This window comes from Bradyrhizobium erythrophlei, from assembly GCF_900142985.1.
In the GTDB taxonomy this organism is placed as follows: Bacteria; Pseudomonadota; Alphaproteobacteria; order Rhizobiales; family Xanthobacteraceae; genus Bradyrhizobium; species Bradyrhizobium erythrophlei_B.
The window spans coordinates 5,998,928-6,021,319 of the sequence record NZ_LT670849.1; the positions used below are offsets into that span (position 1 = coordinate 5,998,928).

The following is a 22,392-nucleotide window of genomic DNA, read 5'->3' on the forward strand; positions in this document are numbered from 1 at the left end:
CAAGCCGAACCAGCATGCGCTGTCGCCGCTCATACGTAGACATAACACCCCCCCCCAAGATCGCAGGCAGTGCAGTAAGCTGGCAGGTTCGTTGAGTCACATCGCCCGCATAACGACTGCAATGTCAGCGGCAAGCCGTTTAAGGCGTCGGCCCACTACGTTGCTGAAAAAGACAAGCCGTTAGCGTCACCTGCTCCTGCCCCTTGACATTCACCAACTCGCAGAAGCCGGTGTCAGCATTTTGAATGGCCAGACGGTTGGCACGCGATCGCGCTGTCAAAATGGCAAAGTCCAACCCAAACCAAAAGTCGAGCGCGGCTCTACAATCCGATCTCACTCAGGCCCGGATGGCTATGCGGCCGGCGACCAAGATCCCAACGAACTTTGCGGTCGACTTCGGTGGCAGGGTGCTCGTTGATACACGCGATACGACGTTCCATCAGCCAGTCCGTAGCGAACTGCCAATTCTCGTTGCCGTCGGCACGAAACCGGTGGCCGCTGTCGTCATGATATTCATAGGCGAATCACACCGCGATGTGTGACCCGCGTGCGTCCATATTTCATTGGTAAGGCGATAATCGAGTTCTCTTGACGATTTGGGTTCAAGGAATGACACAATCGCATCTCGACCGTCGATGAACTCTGCCCGATTTCGCCACCGGCTGTCGTATGTATAGGCGAGCGCCACTCGAGCCGGATCGTGGCTGTTTCAGGGGCCTCTCTGCCAGCCTGGCTTTCTATGTAGCGGTATGCTCGTTGAAACGGAGAAAGGGGCGGCTCATCTCGATCCTCTGCCGCTTTAAGTACGATCGAAGACAGCGGGCGCGACCAGGGAACAATAGTTGTCGACCGTCCCACGGGGAGAACCACCGCAGTCAAACGCTTACTCCCTACAAGAATGTCAGCGCGAGGCTGCAGGCTTAAAACGACCGGAAAAATATTGAGTTTTCGTCGGCACGGTTGGTCGGAAACAGCTCACATTGCACGCCTTGAGAAGCGCCGAGGAAGCAACAAAAAAGGGGGGCGGTAGCATTTGCCACCGACCCCCACAAAGCCGGCCGTTGGGAGGGGGAGGGCCGGCTTATAAGCCTCACCGCTGCCCGTTCAGGCATCTCGCAGCGCCGATTCAAGGATGGCGACGTCCTGATCAACGGTGCCGCCACTCACGCCGACGCCCGCGACGAGCTGACCGTCGTTGTTGAGCGGTGCTCCGCCGCCCATCGAGCAATACCTTCCCTCGGATAGCCCCATCAAAGGGAAGAGCGCTTGGCCGGGCTGTACAAGCGGAGACAGCTCAGCGGTGCGAAGTCCGACCAGCGCAGACGTGTAGGCTTTTCGCTCCGATATATCGATCGAGAAGGCCGGCGCGCCGCTCATGCGGTGCTTCAGAATGACGTTGCCGTGAACATCCATGACACAAACAGCAACAGGTACCTTGGCGCGAGCCGACTGCGCTTCAACACGTTCTGCGATATTCTTCGCGAGGGCGAGTAGATCCATGATTAGTGTCCTTTTTGACGAGCACGGCATGGAAAAATTTGAACCTCCCGTGCGCTGAGCGTGGCAACCTCAGCGACCAAGTCGTCCCACATAGGCGCCCAGGCGATTTTCTGCGTCTCCGGGCCGATGAAAACCCTGCTCAAGCAACGCCTTGATTTTGGCTTGCGCGGCTGGCCGGGCGATCGAGGTCATGCAGGCCTCCCAGCCGGCAGCGATCTCGACATCCGGCGGCAGGCTGGCGGCGTTCACGAGGCGCTTGGTATTCGCGATCGCCCATTTGTCGAACGACGCGATGCGCGTCGCCAGTGCATCAACGAAGCTGTCGAGCTCACCGTCCGGCAGCGATCTGTTCACATAACCATAGGCTTCAGCCAGGTCTCCTCCGATGTCATCGGAGCTCAGGAGCACCTCCAGCGCCCTCTGCCTGCCCATTAGGCCTGGCAGACGCGCCATCGGGCCTCCACCAGCAACAAGACCTACTCCCACTTCCCACTGCGATAAAAGCGCTTTTTCGCGACTAGCGAACGTCATGTCGCAGGCGAGGGCGATCTCGCTTCCGTTGCCTGTCGCACGCCCGCGGATCAAGGCTATCGCCACGACCGGCGCGCGCGTTATACGGACGAGCACGTCCGGCCACGCTTCCAAGCCGGTCGGGCCTTGAGGCATGCTGGTCAGCTCCTTCATGTCGGCGAGGAAATCGCTGTGATTGAGGAAAAATCCTTCGACGGCGCTATCGAAGACCACGACCTTGACGTCCCTGTCAGTCTCAATGGCCGTGACGATCTCGCCAAACTCGCGAACGAATTGCGGACCCATTACATTGAGCGGAGGATTGTCGAAGGTGATCCGCCAATAGGCGGCCGACGAACGAGTGAGTCGAATCTGTGCTTTACCCGTCGTCATCTTCGTCGTTCCCTTCGTTGCATCCATCAGAACCCCCTACATTAGTTACCATCCAATGACAGCTTTCGCAGCCCAACGCAGCTAGACATACGTTTGATGCAACCCACTCATTGGTATGAGTCGATTGTCCGGAAAGTGCTTCTGATAAACTGCCGGAAGTCCGGCACTCACCGCGGTCTCGGGCTAAGTCTCCTTGCCCGTCGCCATCGATGTCAAGCCGGCGTACCGCCGGCGCGTCTTGGACTGATGCTTTCCGCGGCAGGCCCACTTTGACCGAAGACTAGCCATGGCTTGTTCCGCTCCGTCGGCTACTGCCAGCAGTGCCGCCAGGAGAGGCAATCCATCGAAATCGCCTCTCCAGCGGAGACCTGCCATCGCACAGGAAATCTGCGACCGCGCGATTGATCTTCGATCAACGAAGCTCGCGGCGGCAACCCATTAGGCCGTTTGCTCCACCGCCCGCCAGCCTCGTGGACTAACACCAACGTATCGGAGAGGCGAGACTAGCGTTGAATGGAAATGGCGAGGGTATTGAGTGCTAAGAGTGGTGATCATGGAAAGCCAACTCTGCCGCTCTTGCGTTTTTACCTCATTGAGAGCCCCACTGAATCCGAAAACAAGAGGATAGCCGATGCGACCCGTGAGGCCCTGCTCAAAACCATCGCTGCGCGGCAGTTCTGGAAGGTAGCGAGTGCCATGCAACGCCGTCGAGGGGCTCTCAGCCGCACCGGGTACTCCAAGAATACCGAGAGACTTCTATGAACCTTCCATCAAACATCAAGAATATTCGCCTCGAAGCTCCTGTCCGATTTAGTCCATCGGTCGAACGGATAGATGCGGACGAGACTGAAACCACTCAAGCTCTGATCGCGACCATGCGGTACATCAACGAAAGAACCTTCGCTGATGGCGGTCATGCGATCAGAAGCGTGCACGCCAAGACGCATGGAATTTTGCAGGGTCACCTGGAAGTAGATGGAGAACTCCCGGACGAGCTTGCACAGGGGTTGTTCGCGAAGCCCGGTCGTTATCCAGTTGTGATGCGGTTTTCTACGATTCCAGGAGACATCTTGGACGATAGTGTATCGACCCCTCGGGGGCTGGCGATAAAGGTCATCGGCGTGGAAGGCGAACGGCTCGAGGGATCCGAAGGGGATGTCACACAGGACTTTTTGCTGATCAATGGCCCCGCCTTCGGCGCGCCCGATCCAAAAACATTCCTTTCAGTTGTAAGGGTCTTAGCGCCAACCACCAACAGGGCCCAACGATTGAAGAAAATTCTATCCGCGGTGATGCGTCAGGTGCAGAAGGCAATCGTTGTGGTTAGCGGACATCCGAACACGATGGTGGCAACCCTTGGTGGACAGCCTGAAACCCATATCCTAGGTGAAGCATTTTATAGTCAGGCCCCCCTGCGTTTTGGTGATTTCATCGCGAAAATTGCGGTAGCACCCAAGTCTCCTGAATTGAAGGCTCTCGCGCAAGCACCACTGAACGTCAACGGCGTTCCAGATGGACTCCGAGAAGCGGTTTTGGAGTTTTTCGGGAAAAATGGCGGCCTATGGGAAGTTCGAGCGCAGCTCTGCACGGATACTGAACATATGCCGATCGAGAACGCTGCGGTCGTCTGGTCGGAGGCGATCAGTCCTTATCGGCGGATCGCGCGCATTACGGTCAAGCCACAATTAGCATGGAGCGAGGCCCGATCATCGGCCGTTGACGACGGTATGTCTTTCACTCCCTGGCACGGACTTGCCGCACACCGTCCCCTCGGCGGAATCATGCGCGTTCGAAAGGCGGTCTATGAAGAGGCGAAGAAATTCCGAGCCCAAGGAAATGGTCGAGTAATTCAGGAGCCACACGAAATGGTGCTTTTTGGGGATTGAGGTAGCTACCTTCTCGCGTGCCACGCATCAACTTGGACACGTGGGCGAAATCACCGATACGCCGGGCCTTTCGTCTGCGCTTGAGCCAAAAACGTTCTCTTCGAAGGTAGTAACACAGGCTCCTTATGATCTCCGTCCTCACACTGGCGCTCGCGCCTACCTTCTTTGTGATGCTGCTCAGTTACACGGCCGGCCGCGTGGGGATTGTCAACAATATGCATGTTGCCGAGTTGAACACCGTTGTGATGGGCTACGCTTTGCCGGCTTCATTGTTGGTTGCCACAGCCTCTACACCACTCATCGCGCAGTGGCCCGTCCTCGTGCCGCTGGCCGCGGTCATGATGGGGACCTATGTACTCTGGTACGGCTACCAGCGAAGCATGCGGAAGCAAGATCCGAGCGAATCAGCGTTGCAAGCGTTGGCCGTCGCGCAGCCAAACGTTGCTGCCGCAGGCCTACCCGTTATCACTGCACTGTTCGGCGCCGATCAAGCGGCGACCGTTGCCGTTGGCATCGCGGCTGGCTCATTGTTGCCCTCGCCGCTGACGCTCGCAATTCTCGAATTATCCCAAGCTAAAGCGGGAACGAGTTCTTCGCGAGGTCCTGCGGCGCGCATTGCGCTTGCCTCGGCTCATGCAGTGTCGAAGCCGATCGTATTGGCACCTGTTATTGGGACTTTGATATCGCTCATCGGGTGGCCCCTGCCAGTTGTTGCATTAGCAGCCCTACGGGAAATGGGACACGCAGCGGGCGGCTTGGCGCTTTTTGTAACGGGCCTAGTGCTTTCGGAACGGCCTTTCGGCCTGAGCCGCAACACTCTGTTTGGCGCAGGCATCGCCAACATCGCGCAACCCCTGATCACGTTCGCAATTTGTCGCGAACTCGACGCTTCGGTCCTTACAACGAAACTATCCGTAGTGATGGCAGCATTGCCGTCCGGCTTTTTTGGCATACTGTTCGGCACCAGCTATCGCCGGATTTCGGACGAGGCCAATTCCACAATCATAGCCAGTACGATTGTTTCCGCTCTCACGTTAGCCGTGACGATCGGATGGACCTATTCCTACAATGGATGATCAGCTCGAAGTAAATCCTATCAACCTCGGAGGAGCACTAAAATGGCAAAAGGATATTGGATCACCTTCTATCGATCAATTTCCGACCCGGGGGCGCTTGCTGCATACGCGAAGTTGGCCGGGCCGGCCATCATATCCAATGGTGGCCGCTTCCTTGCACGGGGCGAAGCAATGAAGTCCTACGAACAAGGTATTGCTCAGCGCGTCACAGTGACGGAGTTTGATAGCGTCGAACAGGCTATCGCCGCCCACGATGGTCCCGGCTATCAGGAGGCTCTGAAGGCGCTCGGCAATGCGTGCGAACGTGATGTTCGTATTGTCAAAGGAGTGGACTGACGCGGTATCGGTTGAGTTTCCGAGGGTTTGATCTGGGTGTACCCTCATCCGAAGCCAGTGCGATTTGAGTTATGAGAGAGAGTGACGATGAACCGTATTCGTTCTCCTGGGCCATCCCGGCGCCTATTGCTGACCTCCGCTGCGGCATTTGTTTTGGTCGGAACGGGTCTGGCACGCGCTCGTACCCTGACTGGCGCATTGCCGTGGGACCCGGGAACGGCGACGCCTCCGATTGTGGTTCGTCCCGGTCCCTGGCTGTTTTTCACCGCCGACGAGGCGGCGACCGTCGAAGCCGCAGTCGATCGCCTGATTCCCCCTGACAATCGTGGACCCGGCGGCAAAGACGCGGGCTGCGCCGTGTTCATCGACCGGCAACTCGCAGGCCCCTACGGCCGTTCTGAAGGCCTTTATACCAGACCCCCCTTCATGCCCGGCGCAGCCACGCAAGGCTATCAAATGCCCGATGCGCCCGCCGCGCGCTATCGCACGGGCTTGAGAGCGCTGGCGGATTACATTAAGAGCAGTTTCGCCGGAAAATCATTTAAGGATCTCGCGCCGAACGATCAGGACACTGTGCTCAAGGGACTCGAGTCAGGATCGATCGCCTTGAAGGATGTCAAGAGCGCGGAATTCTTCGCATTGCTGCTGACTAACACGCAGGAAGGCTTTTTTGCCGATCCGATCTACGGTGGCAACCGCGATATGGCGAGCTGGCGGCTGATCGGCTTTCCGGGAGCGCGTTACGATTACCGCGATTGGGTTGAGCGGCACAACGAGCCGTATCCGTTGCCTCCCGTCAGCATTATGGGTCGCTCCGACTGGACAGTGAGGGAATAGCGATGGCCCGCAAACTCCCCGCCAAAGACGTCGTGATCATCGGACTCGGGTGGACTGGCTCCATCCTCGCCTATGAACTCGCAAAAACCGGCCTCAACGTTGTTGCGATCGAACGTGGCCCCTGGCGCGACACGGCGACGGATTTTCCGCCCGCCTATGCGCAGGACGAGCTTCGCTATGCGGTTCGTCTCGATCTGTTTCTGCGTCCCGAACAGCAAACGATGACATTTCGCAACAATGCAAGCCAGACGGCGATGCCGATCCGCAGCTTTTCAGGTTTCCTTCCGGGCAACGGCGTCGGCGGTGCGGGTATCCATTGGAACGGGCAGACCTGGCGCTTTCTGCCGACCGACTTCCAGTTGCGTAGCCATCTCGAGCAGCGCTACGGCAAGGACGCCCTGCCGGCCGACATGACCATCCAGGATTGGCCCGTCAGCTATGACGAGCTAGAACCTTATTACGACCAGTTTGAAAAGCTCTGCGGCACTTCCGGCAAGGCCGGCAATATTCGTGGGCAAAAGCAGGACGGTGGCAACCCGTTCGAAGGTTGGCGCTCGTCGGAATACCCGACGCCGCCATTGAAGCAGGGGCTAGGCGCTACGCTGTTTGCCGAAGCCGCGCGCAAGACCGGGCATTCCCCGTTTCCGCAGCCTGCCTCCAATCTTAGCGAGGCCTATGTCAATCCACTCGGCGTGAAACTTGGACAGTGCACTTATTGCGGTTTCTGCGAACGGTTCGGTTGCGGCAATTATGCCAAAGCGAGCCCGCAGACCTGCGTGCTGCCGGCGCTGCTGCGATTTCCCAATTTCAGCGTACAAACCGAATCCGAGGTCACAAAAATCAACCTGGACTCGACCGGCAAGCGCGCCACGGGCGTGACCTATGTCGACACTTCGGGTGAAGAGTGGGAGCAACCCGCCGATATCGTGCTGATGTGTGCCTTTTCGTTCTTCAATGTTCAACTGATGTTGCTGTCGGGGATTGGAAAGCCCTACGACCCGCAAACAGGGCAGGGCGTTGTCGGCCGCAACTACGCCTATCAAACCACCTCCAGCGTAAGCCTGATCCTCAAGGACAAGATCCTTAATCCGTTCATTGCCACCGGCGCGCACGGTATGATCATTGATGACTATAATGGCGACAATTTCGATCACACCGGATTAGGTTTTTTCGGCGGCGGCTACATGGGCGCCGGACAGACCGGTGCGCGACCGATCCAGACCCGGCCGGTACCGAAGGGTACGCCGAAATGGGGCGCGGAATGGAAGAAGGCGACCGCGGAAACCTATCAACGCGCGTTCAGCCTATCGACCCACGGCAGTTCGTACAGCTACAAGGATTGCTATCTCGACCTTGATCCGACTTACAAAGACCGGTTCGGCCGTCCGCTAATGCGGATGACGTTCGATTTTCACGACAACGAATTGAAGATGTCGGCCTTCCTGACCGATCGTCTCGCGGAGATTGCCAAGGCCATGGACCCCGTCGAGATGACGCCGAGTCCACGCAAGGGGCCTTACGACAGCACGATCTATCAGACCACCCACAATACTGGCGGCACGGTAATGGGCGCCGACCCCGCAACCAGCGTCGTCAATCGTTATTGTCAGAGCTGGGACCTACACAACGTCTTTGTGCCTGGTGGCGCGTCAGTGTTCCCGCAAAATCACGGCTACAACCCGACCGACACGGTGGGCGCGCTCGCTTATTGGGCTGCCGACGCCATACGTAATCGCTATCTGAAAAACCCGGGTCCATTGGTTTAGGGAGGAAGCGATGCGACGCCCTCTCACTGCCGCAATTCTGTTTGTCAGCCTGACCGGCACAGTAGCTGCCCAAGACTTCCAGAGCTTCGACCTCATCGAGCGCGGACGCTATCTCGCCATCCTTGGTGATTGTGCTGGCTGTCACACTGCGGCGAACGGCGCGCCATTTGCGGGTGGCGTCGCACTTCTGACTCCATTCGGCACGCTGGTCGCGCCGAATATCACGTCTGATCCAGACACCGGGATCGGCAATATGACCAACGACGAATTCCTCGCGGCGCTGCGCGAGGGCCGCGGTCGCAATGGCAAGCGGCTTTATCCGGCGATGCCATATCCGGCCTATACCAAAATGGCCGATGACGATGTGAGGGCGCTGCGTGCGTATTTTGCGACGATCGCGCCGGTCAAAAACCGGGTCGAGTCCAACCAGCTGCCGTTCCCGCTGAACATTCGGCTCGCGATGGTGTTCTGGAACGGGCTCAATTTCACGCCCGGCCGCTATCAGCCCAACCCGCAAAAATCCGCCGCGTGGAATCGCGGTGCCTATATCGTCGAGGGGCCTGCGCATTGCGGTACCTGCCATACGCCGAAGACGCTTCTCGGCGGTGACAAGAATAGCGCCGCTTTGACTGGAGCTACGCTTCAGGGCTGGTTTGCGCCCGATATCACCAACGATCAGCGCAAAGGTATTGGTGGATGGTCCCAGGATGACCTCGTCCAGTACCTCAAAACCGGCGCCAACAAATGGACGCTGGCCTCTGGGCCAATGGCTGAAGCTGTGTCTCATTCCACATCGCGGATGAACGACGAAGATATCCTGGCCATCGCGACATATCTGAAGGACAACGGCCAGCTCGGCGCTAGCGCGAGGCCCGAGCCAGTCGCTGCCGGCAATGGCGCGATGCGCGCGGGTGCGGCGATCTACAAGGACAGTTGTGCCGCCTGCCACAAGGATTCAGGGGAAGGCGAGATCAATTTGTTTCCACGATTGGCCGGCAGCGCGCTAGTGCAGTCGGACGATCCGACCACATTGGCGCGGGTCGTTCTGCACGGGACACGCGCAGTTTCCACATCTGGTGCGCCGACGGCCCCGGCGATGCCCGCCTTCGATTGGCGGCTTGAGGACGTGCAGGTGGCGGCTGTTCTGACTTACATCCGCAACACTTGGGGAAATGCGGCAGGGTCTGTGCCGGCAAGTGCAGTGGCAGGCCAGCGCGCCTCGCTGGCCAAGTCGCCCTGAGATAAAAAACATGGCCCGATGATCATCAACGAAACGCTGGCTTCGTTGCTAACGAAATGAAAAACCTAGCAAGCCTTCATCCTGTATGGCGACGTCTTGCCGCTTCACGCGCCCGAACTGGTGCGGCACATCCTCCTCGCAGGCACCGGCCCGTCGAGGCGGCGAAGGCATGCAGGAATTTACGCGCGAGGTTATGGAAATCGTCAATCGTCCGAACAGCACCGAGCAGGAACGCACGCTAGATCTGTTCTTTTCGAAGAGCCCGACGAGTTACGCGGCGGGCAAGACCTGGCTCAAGCGGATCGCCACGCGAGAGCTAGACCGCGAACCGGAAGCGAAGCCCCAGGTCGGCGAGGCCCAACTCGTCGCTCTTGCTAAATGGGGTGCGATCCCCGCGAACTACCGCTACCGCGATTTGAAGAAGATCTAGCAGCGCACGCTCGTCGTCAACGGCAAGAACGACATCATGGTGCCGACCATCAATTCCTGCACCCTTCAGCAGCAACTACCGGATGCCCGGCTGATCCTCTACCAGGATTTCCGGCACGGCTCGCACTTCCAATTTTTTGAAGAGTTCGCCGAAGAGGCTGCACGTTTCTTCGCTGCAGCTTGAACCCAAGGCGGCGGCCGTCAGCGCGGCCGCCGTATCCGCCGTGTATTCGGCAAACACCTGATTAGGTCCCGATCAGGACGGATCTCGATTTCCCCGCTTGAATCGGGCGTGCGTTGTCGAGATAGACATGGAGTGGAAAAATTAGGAGGTCGGACAGGACTGCTTGCGCTCTAAGCGAGAAGCCTCACGGATAAATAAGCGCACGCCGCTATTAGGCTAAAGATCGTGGCCTCACCCCACTCGGACGGGCCGCTCAAAGGACGTTGCCGAAGAAACGCGACGCCGAAATGCCAAGACGAAACCAATAAGAAAATCACCGAAGTAAATCGGAGTCCCTGTACGAGGCCTGCATTTGTGGACATCGCAAGCATTATTGCAAAGAGGAACGCAGCAGCCAGTTTGCAAAGAAGCTGTTCCGCGAACGATCCAGTAGGGGGTCCCATGTTTGGCGCCCGTCATTAGCCGTCATTGCCTGCAGTTGGCGTCGGACAACACTATTAGCTTTTGTGATCGGCTTTGAATGAGGATCGTCATTCAGTGATAGTTTTCCAAGATGGAAAACTTCGCAGAAATATAAGTGCACTATAGGAAGCGCCCGCAGAACTTCGCTGCGCGTGCACCTCATATCTCGTAAGCATGGGCCCAGCTTACAAACCGGCGGTCTCGGTTACGAGACGGCTTTGGAGCTGACCAAGGCCGGAGCAGGGGGCATTCTGACCGGACGCGACGATCGGAAGGGGCAGCCCGCTATCGAGAAAATCCATCGCGCGGTGTCCGGCGTCCGGATAAGCTACGAGCCTCTCGATCTGTCCAACCTCGCGTCGATCGCCGATTGCTCGCAGCGGATGCATTCCCGAGAGTCGCTGGATATTCTGATAAGCAATGCAGGAGTGATGGCACTGCCGCGCCGACAATCCACGGCGGACGGCTTTGAGATGCAATTTGGAACAAGCTATCCGGACGGCTACTGGATCGAGTTGTCCCGGCGGGCATCGATCGTGGGCAGTCTGTCTTGAATGGGCATCCTGTCTGGAACTGATGTCGCGTGTCGAAATCGTCCGCTTCCCCGCGCTTCGACGATCGCGCCCGCGCGCTGCTTAAGGGGCTGATACTCGGGTAGCTGGTGCGATTTGTGTGGCCGAAGTGAGCGACCAAATGGACAAGCCGACAGCGATTGTCGTGGGCGTCGGGGCTGAGCAGGGCGTCGTCGGCACCGTCTGCCGCAGGTTTGCCTCCGAAGGATAGTCTCTCGCGACGCGCAATGTCGCTCGTTGGCACCAAGCTCCCGAACCGGAATCTCTGCTCCACTGGCGTGGTCCCGGCCATCCCGTTCCGCCGACGACATGAACGGCCGCTTCTGGCGCGAAGAGATCATTGGCCGAGAACTTGACGTCAGCTGTCCGTTGGTCGACGATCCGTCGTACCGGACAGCACAATCGAGCCGACGGTTTCTTATCCGAAAGGCGTATCCATGGAAGACCAGTCCCAATTAGCTGAAAGGATTATGGATCAAGTCGCCGATGCGATCATCTATGCAGACCGCATGGGCGTTATCATTCGCTGGAATCGCGCTTCTACCGCTTTGTTCGGCTTCTCCGCGGAGGATGCACTCGGTCAAAGTCTCGATCTGATTATTCCCGAACATCTGCGGGCCCCCCATTGGCTCGGCTTCGAAGCCGCGATCGCAAAGGCCACAATGAAGCTCCAAGGCCGTCCTACGCTAACCCGCGCGCTGCACAAGAGTGGACGCAAACTATACGTCGAGATGACCTTCGCGATCGTCAAAGGCGAGGGCGAAGTGCTTGGCTCGGTCGCAATGGCGCGAGACGTAACGGACCGCGTGGAACGAGAGCGCGCTGCAACACGGGCAGCTTGAGACGCTCGAGGTGTTGGTTCGCGTCAACCAGCGGGGCCATCATTTTGTCTCACGTGGCGAACTCCCTGCGATTTCGGGCTTTGTGGTCGGCGGTCAGTCGCGAATCTCCTCTCGCGCTGTGTTCCCTTGTGCAGCCCCTCTCACGCGATAAGAGGCCGGGGTGTGACGCAGCCGTGCCAGGAAATAGCCGTGACGCTCTTTGTTATTTCGTATCTGGCCGGCGTGCTCACGGTCGGGAGTTCCCTGCATTCTTCCGATGCTGCCAATTGTTCAGGCCGGACAAGCCTTTCGTCAAGGGGACACGCCGAACGACGCAAGCCGATTGCGCATATTGGCCAGCAGGCGACCTGCCGCCGGAGACAGCGGTCGGGCGCGGCGTGTAACGAGCCTAAGCTTTGCCTTTGCGCAAATTGCATGATCGATATCCAGCAAGACAACCTCACCGCGCGCCACTTCGGGGGCGGCGGCGACGCCGGCGCCAATGATCGAGACGCCATGTGTTGCTCTCACATATCGCCGCAAAGCGGCGACTGAACTGCTCATGAATGCCGGCCGGAATTTCACGTGCTCTGAATATTCGAGCGCCTCAACCAACTGGGTCACGCCGTAACCCCGCGGCATCGACGCAAACGGGAATTCTGCCAATTGGCTCACGGTAATCGCACGCCGATGCCGGGTCAGAGGGTGGTCGACGCGGACCAATAGCCGAGCCGGAGCGGGTGCACTTGCGACGAATTGGATCCGAGGGTCCGCCTGCGGATTATAGGCCAACCCGATATGGGCGGCGTCTTCTCCAACCTGATTCATGATGTCGGAGACAGGCAATGCATCGATCGCAACCGACAATTTTGGATGCTGCGCGCAGAACGGACCTACGACATGCTCGATCAGATGATCGACATAGCCTTCGCTGAGCACTATCCTGACATAACCCTCATCCAGCCGCTCGACAGCCTTCAGCCGCTCTGTAAGCTGCTGACGATGAGCTTGGCAACTGCGCCAATACTCCAAGACGTGCGCCGCAACGTCGTTCAACTTCATCCCGCGCGCCTGCCTCTCGAATAGTTTCAAGCCCAGTTCCTTCTCGAGCAGCACGACTTGTCGAGTGATGACCGACGGCGCCGTATTCAAACTGTCGGCGGCGCCGCGGATTGAACCGTACCGGCAGACGGCCTCGAAGTATTTCAAGCGACTATGACTTAGTTCTCGCATAGACCACCCCGTGTTGCTATTTGGGCAACGAAGTACAGCATAGATTGCTGTTGCTCGAACGCACGTCAAGCCTATTCTACCGCCGGTGTCCATCCGGTGCGGACCCGAACCGGCGGCAGAGTAGGTCGGAAGGCCGGCTGTCTATCGAAATTGCGAACCAGAGCATTCGGAACCGCCCGCCGCTGCGTGCGGCACGCAGATCACCTGCCTGTGCAGTCAACCACCCGAGGGAATTCCGTTGAAAATACTTGTCGCAGGCTTTCAGCATGAGACCAACACGTTTGCGCCGTCGAAGGCCACGTACGAAAGCTTCGTCCGCGGGGAGGACTTTCCCAGTCTCGTGAGAGGCGGCGATGTCTTCAGTTTGCTGGAAGTAAACATTCCAATCGGCGGTTTCATCAAGCACGTCCAGGCGTACGGCCATGAAGTGTTGCCTGTCATCTGGGCGGGGGCTGGCGCGTCGGCTCACACCACAAAGGATGCCTACGAGCGCATCGCTGGCGAGATCGTAGAAGCGGTGAAGCGCCAGAACTACGATGCGATCTACCTCGACTTGCACGGTGCACAGGTGACCGAGCATCTCGACGACGGCGAGGGCGAACTGCTCTCCCGGATCCGCACGATTGTGGGGCAGGGCATGAGGATCGCTGTGTCACTCGATCTGCACGCCAATGTCACGGATCGGATGCTCGACCTCGCCGATGTGGTGGTCGCCTATCGTACCTATCCTCATGTCGACATGGCCGAAACGGGCGCGCGGGCGGCAGAATTGCTCCTTCATCTTGTTTCGTCGCGCGAGGAGATTCATCGTACGGCACGCCGCATACCGTTCTTGATCCCGGTCAACGCTATGTCGACCATGCTGCAGCCGGCGCGCGGTGTGTATGACTTATTGGAGGAGGAGGAAGGGGCCGTTCTTTCGCTGTCGTTCGCACCTGGCTTCTCCGCAGCGGATTTCCCCGAATGTGGCGCGACCGTCTGGGGATATGGCAATGATCGTCAAGCCATCGAGCGTGCCGTGACACGAATCTACCAGCACATCGTCGATGGCGAGTCCGAGTGGAAGGTGGAATTCGAAGACGCCGACGATGCCGTCGCAAGGGCCATTGATATCGCATCCACAGCCGAACGCCCGGTCATCTTGGCCGATACGCAGGATAATCCGGGCGTCGGCGGAAACTCCAACACCACGGGACTGCTGAAGGCCCTGATCCGCCATCAGGCAAAAAATGCTGCGATCGGTTTGATCTGCGATTCGAAGGCCGCGGCTGCTGCGCACGCCGCTGGGCTTGGTGCCCAAATCTCGATCAACCTTGGAGGGTGCGCTGAGGTCCCTGGAGACAGTCCCCTGAGCGCGCGATTCCATGTCGAGGCTCTCTCAGACGGAAAGCTCGTCTATGGCGGCCCCATGATGAATGGCAAGCAAGCCGATCTGGGCCCGACCGCATGCCTGAGGATAGAAGACATCCGTATTGTTGTGACATCCGCAAAAGCTCAACTGCTTGATCGAAACATGTATCGGACCGTTGGTATCGATCCGGAAAGGATGAGCATCCTGGTCAACAAGAGCTCCGTCCATTTCCGCGCTGACTTCGCGGCCATCGCCGAGGAGATCATAGTTGTGAAATCCCCTGGACCTTTCCTGGCGGACCCGATCGCGCTGCCTTGGAAGAACCTCCGGGACGGTATTCGACTTGGACCCAACGGGCCATCGTTTAAAGCCTCGACTCACACCGCGGATGCCAACGTTTCGGCCTAACTGGATTCTTCCCGCTGACCTTCGTTGTGCGACGGAAGAATGCCCCGATGTAGAAGGACAAACATGAGCGCCCATCAACGTCTTCAGGCCCTGAATATCGTTTTGCCGCCGATCACGGCGCCTGCGGCGGCATATGCGCCGTACGTGCGCGCTGGTCAGACTTTATACCTCTCCGGTCATCTCGCGCGGCGCGATGGAAAGGTATGGGCGGGTCGGCTGGGAGAGGACATCACGCTCGAAGAAGGACGATTGGCTGCTCGCAGCGCGGCGATCGACCTTCTTGCGACGCTACAACACGCGACCGGCAACCTGGATGCTATCGCGCGAATTTCGAAGCTCACCGCGATGGTTGCGTCGACGCCGCAGTTTTTTCAGCAGCATTTGGTCGCCAACGGTGCAAGCGAGCTCTTCGCCGAAATATTTCCGGATATGGGGCCTCATGCTCGAAGCGCGTTTGGAGTTGTTCAACTTCCGCTACAAGCGTGCGTCGAAGTAGAGCTCGTCGCTGAACTTGCTCCGCCAAGGGCGGTTTAGGCGACACCCGCAGGACGTCCAGTAAAGCAATAGGGAGGTTCAGATGACGGATAGGCGATCGTTCCTGTCAATGGCCGGCGGCCTTATGCTCGCTGCCGCGGCGCCGCGAACCGGGCTTGGTGCGGATCCGAAGATCCTGCGTGTCGTTCCGCAGTCCGATCTCAAGATACTCGATCCCATCTGGACGACCGCAATCATTACGCGAAACCATGGCTACGCCATCTACGACACGCTTTTTGGTGTGGACGCGGAAGGGCATGTAAAGCCGCAAATGGTCTCCGACTACAACCAGAGCGACGATGGAAAGGCATGGACTTTCAAGCTTCGCAAAGGCCTCAAATTTCACGACGGAGCGCCGGTCACGTCAGCCGACGTTATCCAGTCGCTCAAGCGCTGGGGCCAACGCGACAATCTCGGGCAAAAGCTGCTCGCGGCGACTGCCTCTCTGGAGGCCAAGAGCGATGACACATTCGTTCTGACGCTTAAGCAGCGGTTCGGTCTCGTGCTAGAGGCGCTGTCGAAGCCGGCGTCTGTACCTCCGTTCATCATGCCCAAACGGGTCGCAGAAACGCCTGCGGACCAGCAAATCACCAGCACGATAGGTTCGGGTCCGTTCATATTCAAAGCAGATGAATATCGACCGGGCGAGCGCGTCGTCTATGCCAAGAACACCGACTATGTGCCGCGCGACGAGCCGGCTTCTGGAACCGCCGGCGGCAAGGTTGTCAACGTCGATCGAATGGAATGGGTGATCCTCACCGATGGCCAGACGCAGACAAACGCCATCATCAATGGGGAAGTAGATCTGATTGAATGGGTGCCCGCCGATCAATACACGGCCTTGAAGGCCAGCCCCAGGATCTCATTCGCAAATCTCGCTCCGAAGGGGTCGTTCGCGCTCCATCTCAACCATCTGTTCCCGCCGTTTAACAACGTCAAGGCTGCACAGGCCGCGTACATGGCTATTAGCCAGGACGCGCTTATGAAAGCGCAGATGGTCCACGCGGAGCTTTATAACGCCAATCCTTCCGTCTATCCGACAGGTACACCCTATCATTCGGACAAGACCTCCTATTTCACAGGTAAGCCGCAATTCGCACGGGCGCGCGAACTGTTGAAGGAGGCGGGTTACAACAACGAGCCAGTCGTCCTGCTCTATCCGTCGAGCTTTGCGATCCTAAACAAGTTTCCGCCCGTCATGGCCGCCTTGCTCAAGCAGGCGGGCTTCAAGGTCGACTTGCAATCGATGGATTGGCCAACGCTCGTCGCGCGCCGTGCCTTGAAAACTCCTCCTGCGCAAGGCGGCTGGGGTGCCTTCATCACGGGCTGGAATATTCCCGACAACATCAACCCGCTGTTCTACGCACCTCTCACTGGCACCGGTGAAAGCGGCTGGTTTGGCTGGCCGACAGACCAGCAGGTTGAAGCGCTCAAGGACGAGTTCTTGGTCGCAACGACCGAGGACCAGCGCAAAGCCCTGGCAGATAAGATTCAGGAGCGTGTGTTCGATGCCGCGATTGTTGCCCCTATCGGCGAATACAAGACAATCACCGCAGTCCGCAAGGACGTGATCCGGGGCGCGGTGACCTCACCGGTTTGCGTGTTTTGGGGTATCCAGAAGGATTGACTCTAATGCCAGCGTTCCTCGCCAGAAGGCTTCTTGCCACGATTCCGGTTCTCCTTATCGTAGCCGCGATCATCTTTCTCATGACCCGCCTTGCGCCGGGTGATCCCGCCGCGTCAATCGTAGGCAACGATGCGAGTGCCGCTGCGCTCGACGCCGTTCGCACGCAGCTAGGGCTGAAGGACCCACTGCCTTTGCAATTCACCCGTTGGCTGCTTGGCGTCTTGCATGGGGATCTCGGGCAATCATTTTTCATGAAACAGCCGGTGTCGAAGCTGATCGGACAGCGGATCGAGCCGACTGTCGCGCTATCGACCCTTACAATCGTCATCACAATCCTGCTTGCGGTGCCTCTTGGGGTGCTCGCGGCATGGCGGCATGGAGGTTGGCTTGATCGGGGATTGATGACGTTCTCTGCGCTCGGCTTCTCCGTGCCGGTGTTCGTGACGGGATATGTCCTGATCTGGATATTTGCGCTGCGCCTGCAGCTGTTGCCTGTTCAGGGCTACCATCGCCTTTCCGACGGCCTGCTTCCATGGTTACGCAACTTGATCCTGCCGGCGACGACCTTGTCCATTGTCTATTTGGCGCTGATTGCCAGGGTTACCCGGGCATCGGTTGCGGAAGCCTTGACCGAGGATTTCATACGAACGGCTCGGGCAAAGGGCATCTCGGAACTACGCGTCCTCATCCACCATGCCCTGAGAAATGCCGCCATTCCTATCGTGACCGTCATCGGCATCGGCATTGCGCTTCTGATCGGCGGCGTTGTCGTCACGGAGTCGGTCTTTGCAATTCCAGGATTGGGTTCGCTCACCGTCGATGCGGTGCTGTCGAGAGATTTTCCTTTGATCCAGGGCATCACGCTGCTGTTCGCAGCGGTGTATGTCGGAATCAATCTCCTGGTCGATCTCAGCTATTTGCTGCTCGATCCCCGCATCCGCCAATAAGGGAGGTTCGCGTGACTGAGGCTGCACTTCAAACCCTCACTGCGACTTCGGCGACAGCCAATGTTTTGCGTCGTCCGTCGATCTGGGCGCGCCTTCTCAGCAACTGGTCTGTACGCCTGTCGGGGATCGTGCTCGTGACGTTGATTCTGATGTCGATCCTGGCGCCTTGGTTGGGCACGATAGATCCGACCGACATCGATCCATCAATCAGCAATACGCTTCCAGGTACGCTTGCCGATTTCACCAATCTTGACGGCAACGTCATTTCCCATTGGTTTGTCATGGGAACCGACAGCCTCGGGCGCGACATCTGGAGCAGGGCACTCTATGGCGGCCGCGTTTCGATAGCCGTCGGGCTGTCAGTCGCGGCCTTCGCGGTCACTATTGGCGTGGCACTTGGCCTGACCGCCGGCTACTTCAGGTTCCTTGATCTTATCGTCATGCGCGTCATGGACGGCGTCATGGCGATCCCAGGAATCCTGTTTGCTGTTACTTTGATCGCGCTGTTCGGCGGGACGCTGGCGAGCGTCGTCATCGCTATCGCTTTGCCGGAGGTGCCCCGCGTAGCCAGACTCGTGCGGTCACTTGTGCTGACCATTCGTGAAGAACCTTATGTCGAGGCCGCGGTCGCCCTGGCAACTCCCACCTGGAAAATCCTGCTCCGGCACATTCTTCCCAACTCCTTTGCACCGCTCATCATTCAGGCGACATATGTTTGCGCATCGTCGATCCTGGTGGAGGCCATCCTATCGTTCCTAGGCATCGGCTTGCCAGCGGACCTCCCGAGTTGGGGAAATATCATGGCGGAAGGGCGCTCCCAGTTCAATCAATACCCGCACAACGTACTGTTCCCGGGAATCTTCCTCGCGCTCACCGTTCTCGCAGTCAACATGTTGGGCGACGGCTTGAGGGATACGCTGGATCCAAAGTTCAATAAGCGCGGAGGATGAGAAATGGCAGCGACGGCAATCGTGTCTGTTGACGGACCCGTACTTGCGGTCAGCGATCTGACCATTCCGCTACCCTCGAGAGCCGATCGCCGACACGCGGTCGAGAACGTCTCGTTTCAAGTTGATAAAGGCGAAACGGTCTGCCTTCTCGGCGAATCGGGCTCCGGCAAGTCGATGATTGCAAGTGCAATCATGGGACTGTTGCCATCTGGACTTCGCCCTTCCGTCGGATCGATCAAGCTCGAAGGACACGAACTAGTCGGCTTGTCACAGAATGCGCTACGACCGCTGCGCGGTCCGTCCATGGCAATGGTTTTTCAGGAACCCATGACTGCCCTCAATCCGGTGGTGACATGCGGTGAACAGATTGACGAGATGCTGCGACAGCATGTGCGGATGAGTCCTAAGGCGCGCTATCGGACAATCACGGAGATGATGGCGCGCGTTCATCTCCCGGATCCAGACCGTCTCTATCGGTCATACCCACATCAACTTTCCGGAGGACAGCGCCAGCGAATTGTCATCGCTATTGCGCTTGTTCTCAAGCCTGTTCTACTGATTTGCGACGAGCCTACCACGGCGCTCGACGTGACGACACAAGCGGAGGTGCTCAAGCTCATCCGTGAACTCCAGGCTGAAAATGGCACGGCGGTCCTGTTCATCACACATGATATCGGTGTTGTAGCTGATATCGCCGACCGCGTCGTAGTGTTACGGCTGGGGCAAATGGTCGAGTCTGGCCGCAAGGACGACGTTCTCATGCGTCCGCACCATCCCTATACACGTTCGCTCATCGCCGCAGTTCCTCCGCTCATACCGAAGGTGCGACCGGGCAGACCGATTGCAGCTGCGTTGCTATCAGCCACGGAGATTTCCAAGAGCTTCGTCCGTGGACACTGGCCCGCGCGTAAGACGAGCATAGCCGCTGTCAAAGAGGTATCCCTTTCGGTTGGTGCGGGAGAGACGGTCGGAATCGTCGGCGAGTCCGGTTCGGGGAAATCGACATTTGCCCGTTGCGTCGCACGATTGGCTGAGCCTTCCGGCGGGACGATCATTGTCAATTCCCGCAACGTCACCCATCTTCAAAACCGCCAGCTCGTGCCGGCCCGCCGCGACGTGCAGCTCATCTTCCAGGATCCGTATCGCTCTCTTAACCCGCGCCAAACCGTCGGCGCGTCGATCGTGGAGGGGCCGCTGAACTTCGGTGTGTCCATCAGCGCTGCCTGGCAGCGGGCGGAAGAATTGATGAAGCTGGTGAGATTGCAACCGGATGCACTTCGCCGCTACCCCAACGAATTCTCCGGCGGGCAACGGCAACGCATTGCGATCGCGCGCGCTCTTGCTTGTGAACCGCGCCTCATTGTCGCCGACGAGCCGGTCTCTGCACTCGACGTATCCGTTCAAGCTCAAATCCTTGAGTTGCTTGAAGATATTCAGGCGCGAACTGGCGTCGGCATTCTGTTCATCACCCACGATCTGCGCGTTGCGAGCCAATTATGCGACCGCATCGTCGTCATGCGGCAAGGGCAAGTCGTCGAGCAGGGAGCGACGGCCGACGTCTTCGGAAGCCCGAAAGATGATTACACTCGCCAACTTATTCAAGCCGCTCCTGGCCAAGGGTTTGCGTTTCCTGGCCAAGGGTCTGGGTTCGGCGGAGAGACCTCGCCGAAATAAGCCGCGGCCGTTCCGTAGGCCGCTGCAAGGATTTCGCTACATAAGCTTACAAAGTCGGCAGCACCGGAGACAGCCAAGATACATGTCAGAACGCATCACCAAGGGGGGCCGTTCCGAAGCTGTAGAGTACTTTTGGCTTTGGCTTAGCCAATTTTCAACGAAAGAAGGGCCGCGGACGCCTTTTGTCGCCGATCCCGGATTGGTGGCGGCGGTTGCTAAGACGGAGAAAGATGACCAGCCCCTCAAGGACATCAGCAGCGAGTTCCGGCGACAGTCGCGTTTTCTGCCGTGAGGCGAGAATCTGGATACACGCATAGTTCCCTCGTCGCACAGTTGCGGCTGACACACTCTGGTGGTGACCTTCGCGATCCTGGCTGGGGGTCCAACTGAAGATTCTGCGCGCGATCATTTACGCCGCTTTACAACACTAAACTCGCCTCGGCGCGGATGCCGCGTACCCTCCTGCCGGGTGGGCATCCAGGGATGATACCATGACCGGGACAAACGAGTGGCGTGTGATCGCCGACGACCAGAAACTCGCGGAGAACGCACTGCAACGCAGCGAGGCGTTTTTGGCGGAAGCGCAGAAGCTCAGCCTCACCGGCGGCATAGCTTGGGATCCCATTAGCGGCGACCACTTCTGGTCGGACGAGACTTACCAGATCATGGGCTTCGATCGGAGCGTTAGGCCCTCGATGGATCTCATCATCCAACGCGTCCATCCTGATGACCGCGCGCATTTGCAACATGAAGTCTATCGCGCGATGCAGGGCGAGCAGAACCACGATTTCGAGCAGCGACTGCTGATGCCGGATGGGCAAATCAAGTTCCTTCACGTTCGCGCGCATCGCGTGAAGTACGCGTCCGGCAAGGAGGAAATTGTCGGCGCCTTGATGGACATTACCGAGAGCAGGAAGTCGCAAGCCGCACTGGACGCCGCACAAACCGCGCTGGCTCACGCCAGCCGGGTGGCGACGCTGGGAGAAATAAGCGCCTCGATCGCACATGAGGTAAACCAACCGCTCGCCGCGATCGTGGCCAACGGCCAAGCCTGCCTGCGCTTTCTTCGCCGCGAAACACCCGACCTGAATTACGTCCGCGGCGCCATCGAATGGATCGTCAAGGACGGCAACCGGGCTGGCCAAGTAATCCAGCGCGTCCGCGGACTTTTCAAAAAAGCGGATACTCAGAAGACCCTGCTTGATGTCAATGACATCGTCAGTGAGGTCGCCGCTCTTCTGCAGCGAGAACTGGCCGCACAGCATGTGACCCTACGGCTCGAGTTGGCGAGCGCTACGCCGCTGATTGTCGGAGACCGGATCCAGCTCCAGCAAGTAATCATCAATCTCGTCGTAAACAGTGTCGACGCGATGCAGGCAGTGACGGACCGCCAGCATAAATTGCTGATCCGTTCGTATGAGGATGAAGCACATCGGATCGTGGTTGCCGTGAAGGACGGCGGTGTTGGCATTTCGGCGGACGCGGCGGATCGTCTGTTTGATGCTTTCTTCAGCACCAAACCGAGCGGTCTGGGGATAGGCCTATCGATCTGCCGTTCGATCATTGGGGATCATGGCGGACGACTGTGGGCAACGAACAATACAGGAGAGCCGGGCGCCACATTCCAGTTCGCCTTGCCCTCGCACCAGGAGTGAG

21 protein-coding genes and 1 pseudogene are annotated in these 22,392 nt (G+C 58.4%); 18 read left to right on the forward strand and 4 right to left on the reverse strand.

Translation table 11 applies throughout. The features are described from left to right. Positions 1-320: 320 nt before the first annotated feature. From BUA38_RS28710 to BUA38_RS28720, 3 genes and pseudogenes are all read right to left on the reverse strand, one after another. A pseudogene (locus BUA38_RS28710) lies at positions 321-709 on the reverse strand (DUF1348 family protein); the annotation flags it as partial. A gap of 395 nt (positions 710-1,104) precedes the next feature. Next, positions 1,105-1,500, reverse strand: coding sequence for a GlcG/HbpS family heme-binding protein (locus tag BUA38_RS28715; protein ID WP_072823291.1), 396 nt, complete (start codon positions 1,498-1,500; stop codon positions 1,105-1,107). A gap of 69 nt (positions 1,501-1,569) precedes the next feature. After that, a complete protein-coding gene (locus BUA38_RS28720; protein WP_156898786.1) occupies positions 1,570-2,430 on the reverse strand; it encodes an enoyl-CoA hydratase/isomerase family protein in 861 nt (286 codons plus the stop codon). A 731-nt stretch (positions 2,431-3,161) separates the two neighbouring features. Here BUA38_RS28720 and BUA38_RS28735 point away from each other — a divergent pair. The 10 genes from BUA38_RS28735 (at position 3,162) to BUA38_RS28775 (ending at position 12,033) form a co-directional block, all read left to right on the forward strand. Beyond that, positions 3,162-4,289, forward strand: coding sequence for a catalase family protein (locus BUA38_RS28735; protein WP_072823297.1), 1,128 nt, complete (start codon positions 3,162-3,164; stop codon positions 4,287-4,289). A gap of 125 nt (positions 4,290-4,414) precedes the next feature. After that, on the forward strand, positions 4,415-5,365 hold the full coding sequence (locus BUA38_RS28740; protein ID WP_072823299.1) for an AEC family transporter: 951 nt from the start codon (positions 4,415-4,417) through the stop codon (positions 5,363-5,365). Positions 5,366-5,407: 42 nt separating this feature from the next. Then, positions 5,408-5,701: a DUF1330 domain-containing protein gene (locus tag BUA38_RS28745; RefSeq protein ID WP_072823301.1), complete on the forward strand. Its 294-nt coding sequence runs from the start codon at positions 5,408-5,410 to the stop codon at positions 5,699-5,701. A gap of 87 nt (positions 5,702-5,788) precedes the next feature. Then, a complete protein-coding gene (locus tag BUA38_RS28750; RefSeq protein ID WP_072823303.1) occupies positions 5,789-6,538 on the forward strand; it encodes a gluconate 2-dehydrogenase subunit 3 family protein in 750 nt (249 codons plus the stop codon). A gap of 2 nt (positions 6,539-6,540) precedes the next feature. After that, the gene (locus tag BUA38_RS28755; RefSeq protein ID WP_072823305.1) at positions 6,541-8,304 is read left to right on the forward strand and encodes a GMC family oxidoreductase; all 1,764 of its coding nucleotides are present in this window, start codon (positions 6,541-6,543) and stop codon (positions 8,302-8,304) included. 10 nt (positions 8,305-8,314) lie between these two features. Continuing rightward, a complete protein-coding gene (locus BUA38_RS28760) occupies positions 8,315-9,544 on the forward strand; it encodes a c-type cytochrome (protein ID WP_072823307.1) in 1,230 nt (409 codons plus the stop codon). A gap of 169 nt (positions 9,545-9,713) precedes the next feature. Further along, on the forward strand, positions 9,714-9,974 hold the full coding sequence (locus BUA38_RS28765) for a hypothetical protein (protein ID WP_156898787.1): 261 nt from the start codon (positions 9,714-9,716) through the stop codon (positions 9,972-9,974). 36 nt (positions 9,975-10,010) lie between these two features. Next, positions 10,011-10,157: a hypothetical protein gene (locus BUA38_RS37710; RefSeq protein WP_172806110.1), complete on the forward strand. Its 147-nt coding sequence runs from the start codon at positions 10,011-10,013 to the stop codon at positions 10,155-10,157. 614 nt (positions 10,158-10,771) lie between these two features. Further along, the gene (locus BUA38_RS28770; protein ID WP_072823311.1) at positions 10,772-11,173 is read left to right on the forward strand and encodes an SDR family NAD(P)-dependent oxidoreductase; all 402 of its coding nucleotides are present in this window, start codon (positions 10,772-10,774) and stop codon (positions 11,171-11,173) included. A 455-nt stretch (positions 11,174-11,628) separates the two neighbouring features. Further along, entirely contained in the window at positions 11,629-12,033 is a 405-nt protein-coding gene (locus tag BUA38_RS28775) for a PAS domain S-box protein (protein ID WP_072823313.1), read from the forward strand. Positions 12,034-12,324: 291 nt separating this feature from the next. Here the strand turns inward: BUA38_RS28775 and BUA38_RS28780 are convergent, their stop codons facing one another. Then, positions 12,325-13,245 carry a LysR family transcriptional regulator gene (locus tag BUA38_RS28780; RefSeq protein WP_072823315.1) on the reverse strand — a complete coding sequence of 307 codons (921 nt, stop codon included), beginning with the start codon at positions 13,243-13,245 and terminating at the stop codon, positions 12,325-12,327. A 238-nt stretch (positions 13,246-13,483) separates the two neighbouring features. Here BUA38_RS28780 and BUA38_RS28785 point away from each other — a divergent pair, with 238 nt between their 5' ends. The 8 genes from BUA38_RS28785 to BUA38_RS28815 all read left to right on the forward strand — a co-directional run bounded on the left by BUA38_RS28785 (position 13,484) and on the right by BUA38_RS28815 (position 22,391). Then, a complete protein-coding gene (locus tag BUA38_RS28785) occupies positions 13,484-15,004 on the forward strand; it encodes a M81 family metallopeptidase (protein ID WP_072823317.1) in 1,521 nt (506 codons plus the stop codon). A 63-nt stretch (positions 15,005-15,067) separates the two neighbouring features. Next, positions 15,068-15,538, forward strand: a complete 471-nt coding sequence (locus BUA38_RS28790) for a RidA family protein (protein ID WP_072823319.1) — start codon at positions 15,068-15,070, stop codon at positions 15,536-15,538. A gap of 43 nt (positions 15,539-15,581) precedes the next feature. After that, complete coding sequence (locus tag BUA38_RS28795) at positions 15,582-17,165, forward strand: ABC transporter substrate-binding protein (RefSeq protein WP_072823321.1); 1,584 nt, start codon at positions 15,582-15,584, stop codon at positions 17,163-17,165. A 5-nt stretch (positions 17,166-17,170) separates the two neighbouring features. Continuing rightward, complete coding sequence (locus BUA38_RS28800; protein ID WP_072823323.1) at positions 17,171-18,112, forward strand: ABC transporter permease; 942 nt, start codon at positions 17,171-17,173, stop codon at positions 18,110-18,112. A gap of 11 nt (positions 18,113-18,123) precedes the next feature. Next, the gene (locus BUA38_RS28805; protein WP_083587814.1) at positions 18,124-19,062 is read left to right on the forward strand and encodes an ABC transporter permease; all 939 of its coding nucleotides are present in this window, start codon (positions 18,124-18,126) and stop codon (positions 19,060-19,062) included. A gap of 3 nt (positions 19,063-19,065) precedes the next feature. Continuing rightward, positions 19,066-20,736 carry a dipeptide ABC transporter ATP-binding protein gene (locus BUA38_RS28810; protein WP_072823328.1) on the forward strand — a complete coding sequence of 557 codons (1,671 nt, stop codon included), beginning with the start codon at positions 19,066-19,068 and terminating at the stop codon, positions 20,734-20,736. A gap of 82 nt (positions 20,737-20,818) precedes the next feature. Next, positions 20,819-21,028, forward strand: a complete 210-nt coding sequence (locus BUA38_RS37210; protein ID WP_156898789.1) for a hypothetical protein — start codon at positions 20,819-20,821, stop codon at positions 21,026-21,028. 199 nt (positions 21,029-21,227) lie between these two features. Further along, positions 21,228-22,391 carry a sensor histidine kinase gene (locus tag BUA38_RS28815; RefSeq protein WP_072823330.1) on the forward strand — a complete coding sequence of 388 codons (1,164 nt, stop codon included), beginning with the start codon at positions 21,228-21,230 and terminating at the stop codon, positions 22,389-22,391. The last annotated feature ends 1 nt before the right edge of the window (position 22,392 follow it).

What these genes read in the sequence shown, in the direction of transcription:
- BUA38_RS28765 (WP_156898787.1), top strand. Translation starts at nt 9,714, where the DNA reads ATGCAGGAATTTACGCGCGAGGTTATGGAAATCGTCAATCGTCCGAAC.
- BUA38_RS28775 (WP_072823313.1), top strand. Translation starts at nt 11,629, where the DNA reads ATGGAAGACCAGTCCCAATTAGCTGAAAGGATTATGGATCAAGTCGCC.
- BUA38_RS28735 (WP_072823297.1), top strand. Translation starts at nt 3,162, where the DNA reads ATGAACCTTCCATCAAACATCAAGAATATTCGCCTCGAAGCTCCTGTC.
- BUA38_RS28740 (WP_072823299.1), top strand. Translation starts at nt 4,415, where the DNA reads ATGATCTCCGTCCTCACACTGGCGCTCGCGCCTACCTTCTTTGTGATG.
- BUA38_RS28810 (WP_072823328.1), top strand. Translation starts at nt 19,066, where the DNA reads ATGGCAGCGACGGCAATCGTGTCTGTTGACGGACCCGTACTTGCGGTC.
- BUA38_RS28760 (WP_072823307.1), top strand. Translation starts at nt 8,315, where the DNA reads ATGCGACGCCCTCTCACTGCCGCAATTCTGTTTGTCAGCCTGACCGGC.
- BUA38_RS37210 (WP_156898789.1), top strand. Translation starts at nt 20,819, where the DNA reads ATGTCAGAACGCATCACCAAGGGGGGCCGTTCCGAAGCTGTAGAGTAC.
- BUA38_RS28815 (WP_072823330.1), top strand. Translation starts at nt 21,228, where the DNA reads ATGACCGGGACAAACGAGTGGCGTGTGATCGCCGACGACCAGAAACTC.
- BUA38_RS28790 (WP_072823319.1), top strand. Translation starts at nt 15,068, where the DNA reads ATGAGCGCCCATCAACGTCTTCAGGCCCTGAATATCGTTTTGCCGCCG.
- BUA38_RS28780 (WP_072823315.1), bottom strand. Translation starts at nt 13,245, where the DNA reads ATGCGAGAACTAAGTCATAGTCGCTTGAAATACTTCGAGGCCGTCTGC.
- BUA38_RS37710 (WP_172806110.1), top strand. Translation starts at nt 10,011, where the DNA reads ATGGTGCCGACCATCAATTCCTGCACCCTTCAGCAGCAACTACCGGAT.
- BUA38_RS28800 (WP_072823323.1), top strand. Translation starts at nt 17,171, where the DNA reads ATGCCAGCGTTCCTCGCCAGAAGGCTTCTTGCCACGATTCCGGTTCTC.
- BUA38_RS28745 (WP_072823301.1), top strand. Translation starts at nt 5,408, where the DNA reads ATGGCAAAAGGATATTGGATCACCTTCTATCGATCAATTTCCGACCCG.
- BUA38_RS28720 (WP_156898786.1), bottom strand. Translation starts at nt 2,430, where the DNA reads ATGGATGCAACGAAGGGAACGACGAAGATGACGACGGGTAAAGCACAG.
- BUA38_RS28755 (WP_072823305.1), top strand. Translation starts at nt 6,541, where the DNA reads ATGGCCCGCAAACTCCCCGCCAAAGACGTCGTGATCATCGGACTCGGG.
- BUA38_RS28715 (WP_072823291.1), bottom strand. Translation starts at nt 1,500, where the DNA reads ATGGATCTACTCGCCCTCGCGAAGAATATCGCAGAACGTGTTGAAGCG.
- BUA38_RS28750 (WP_072823303.1), top strand. Translation starts at nt 5,789, where the DNA reads ATGAACCGTATTCGTTCTCCTGGGCCATCCCGGCGCCTATTGCTGACC.
- BUA38_RS28795 (WP_072823321.1), top strand. Translation starts at nt 15,582, where the DNA reads ATGACGGATAGGCGATCGTTCCTGTCAATGGCCGGCGGCCTTATGCTC.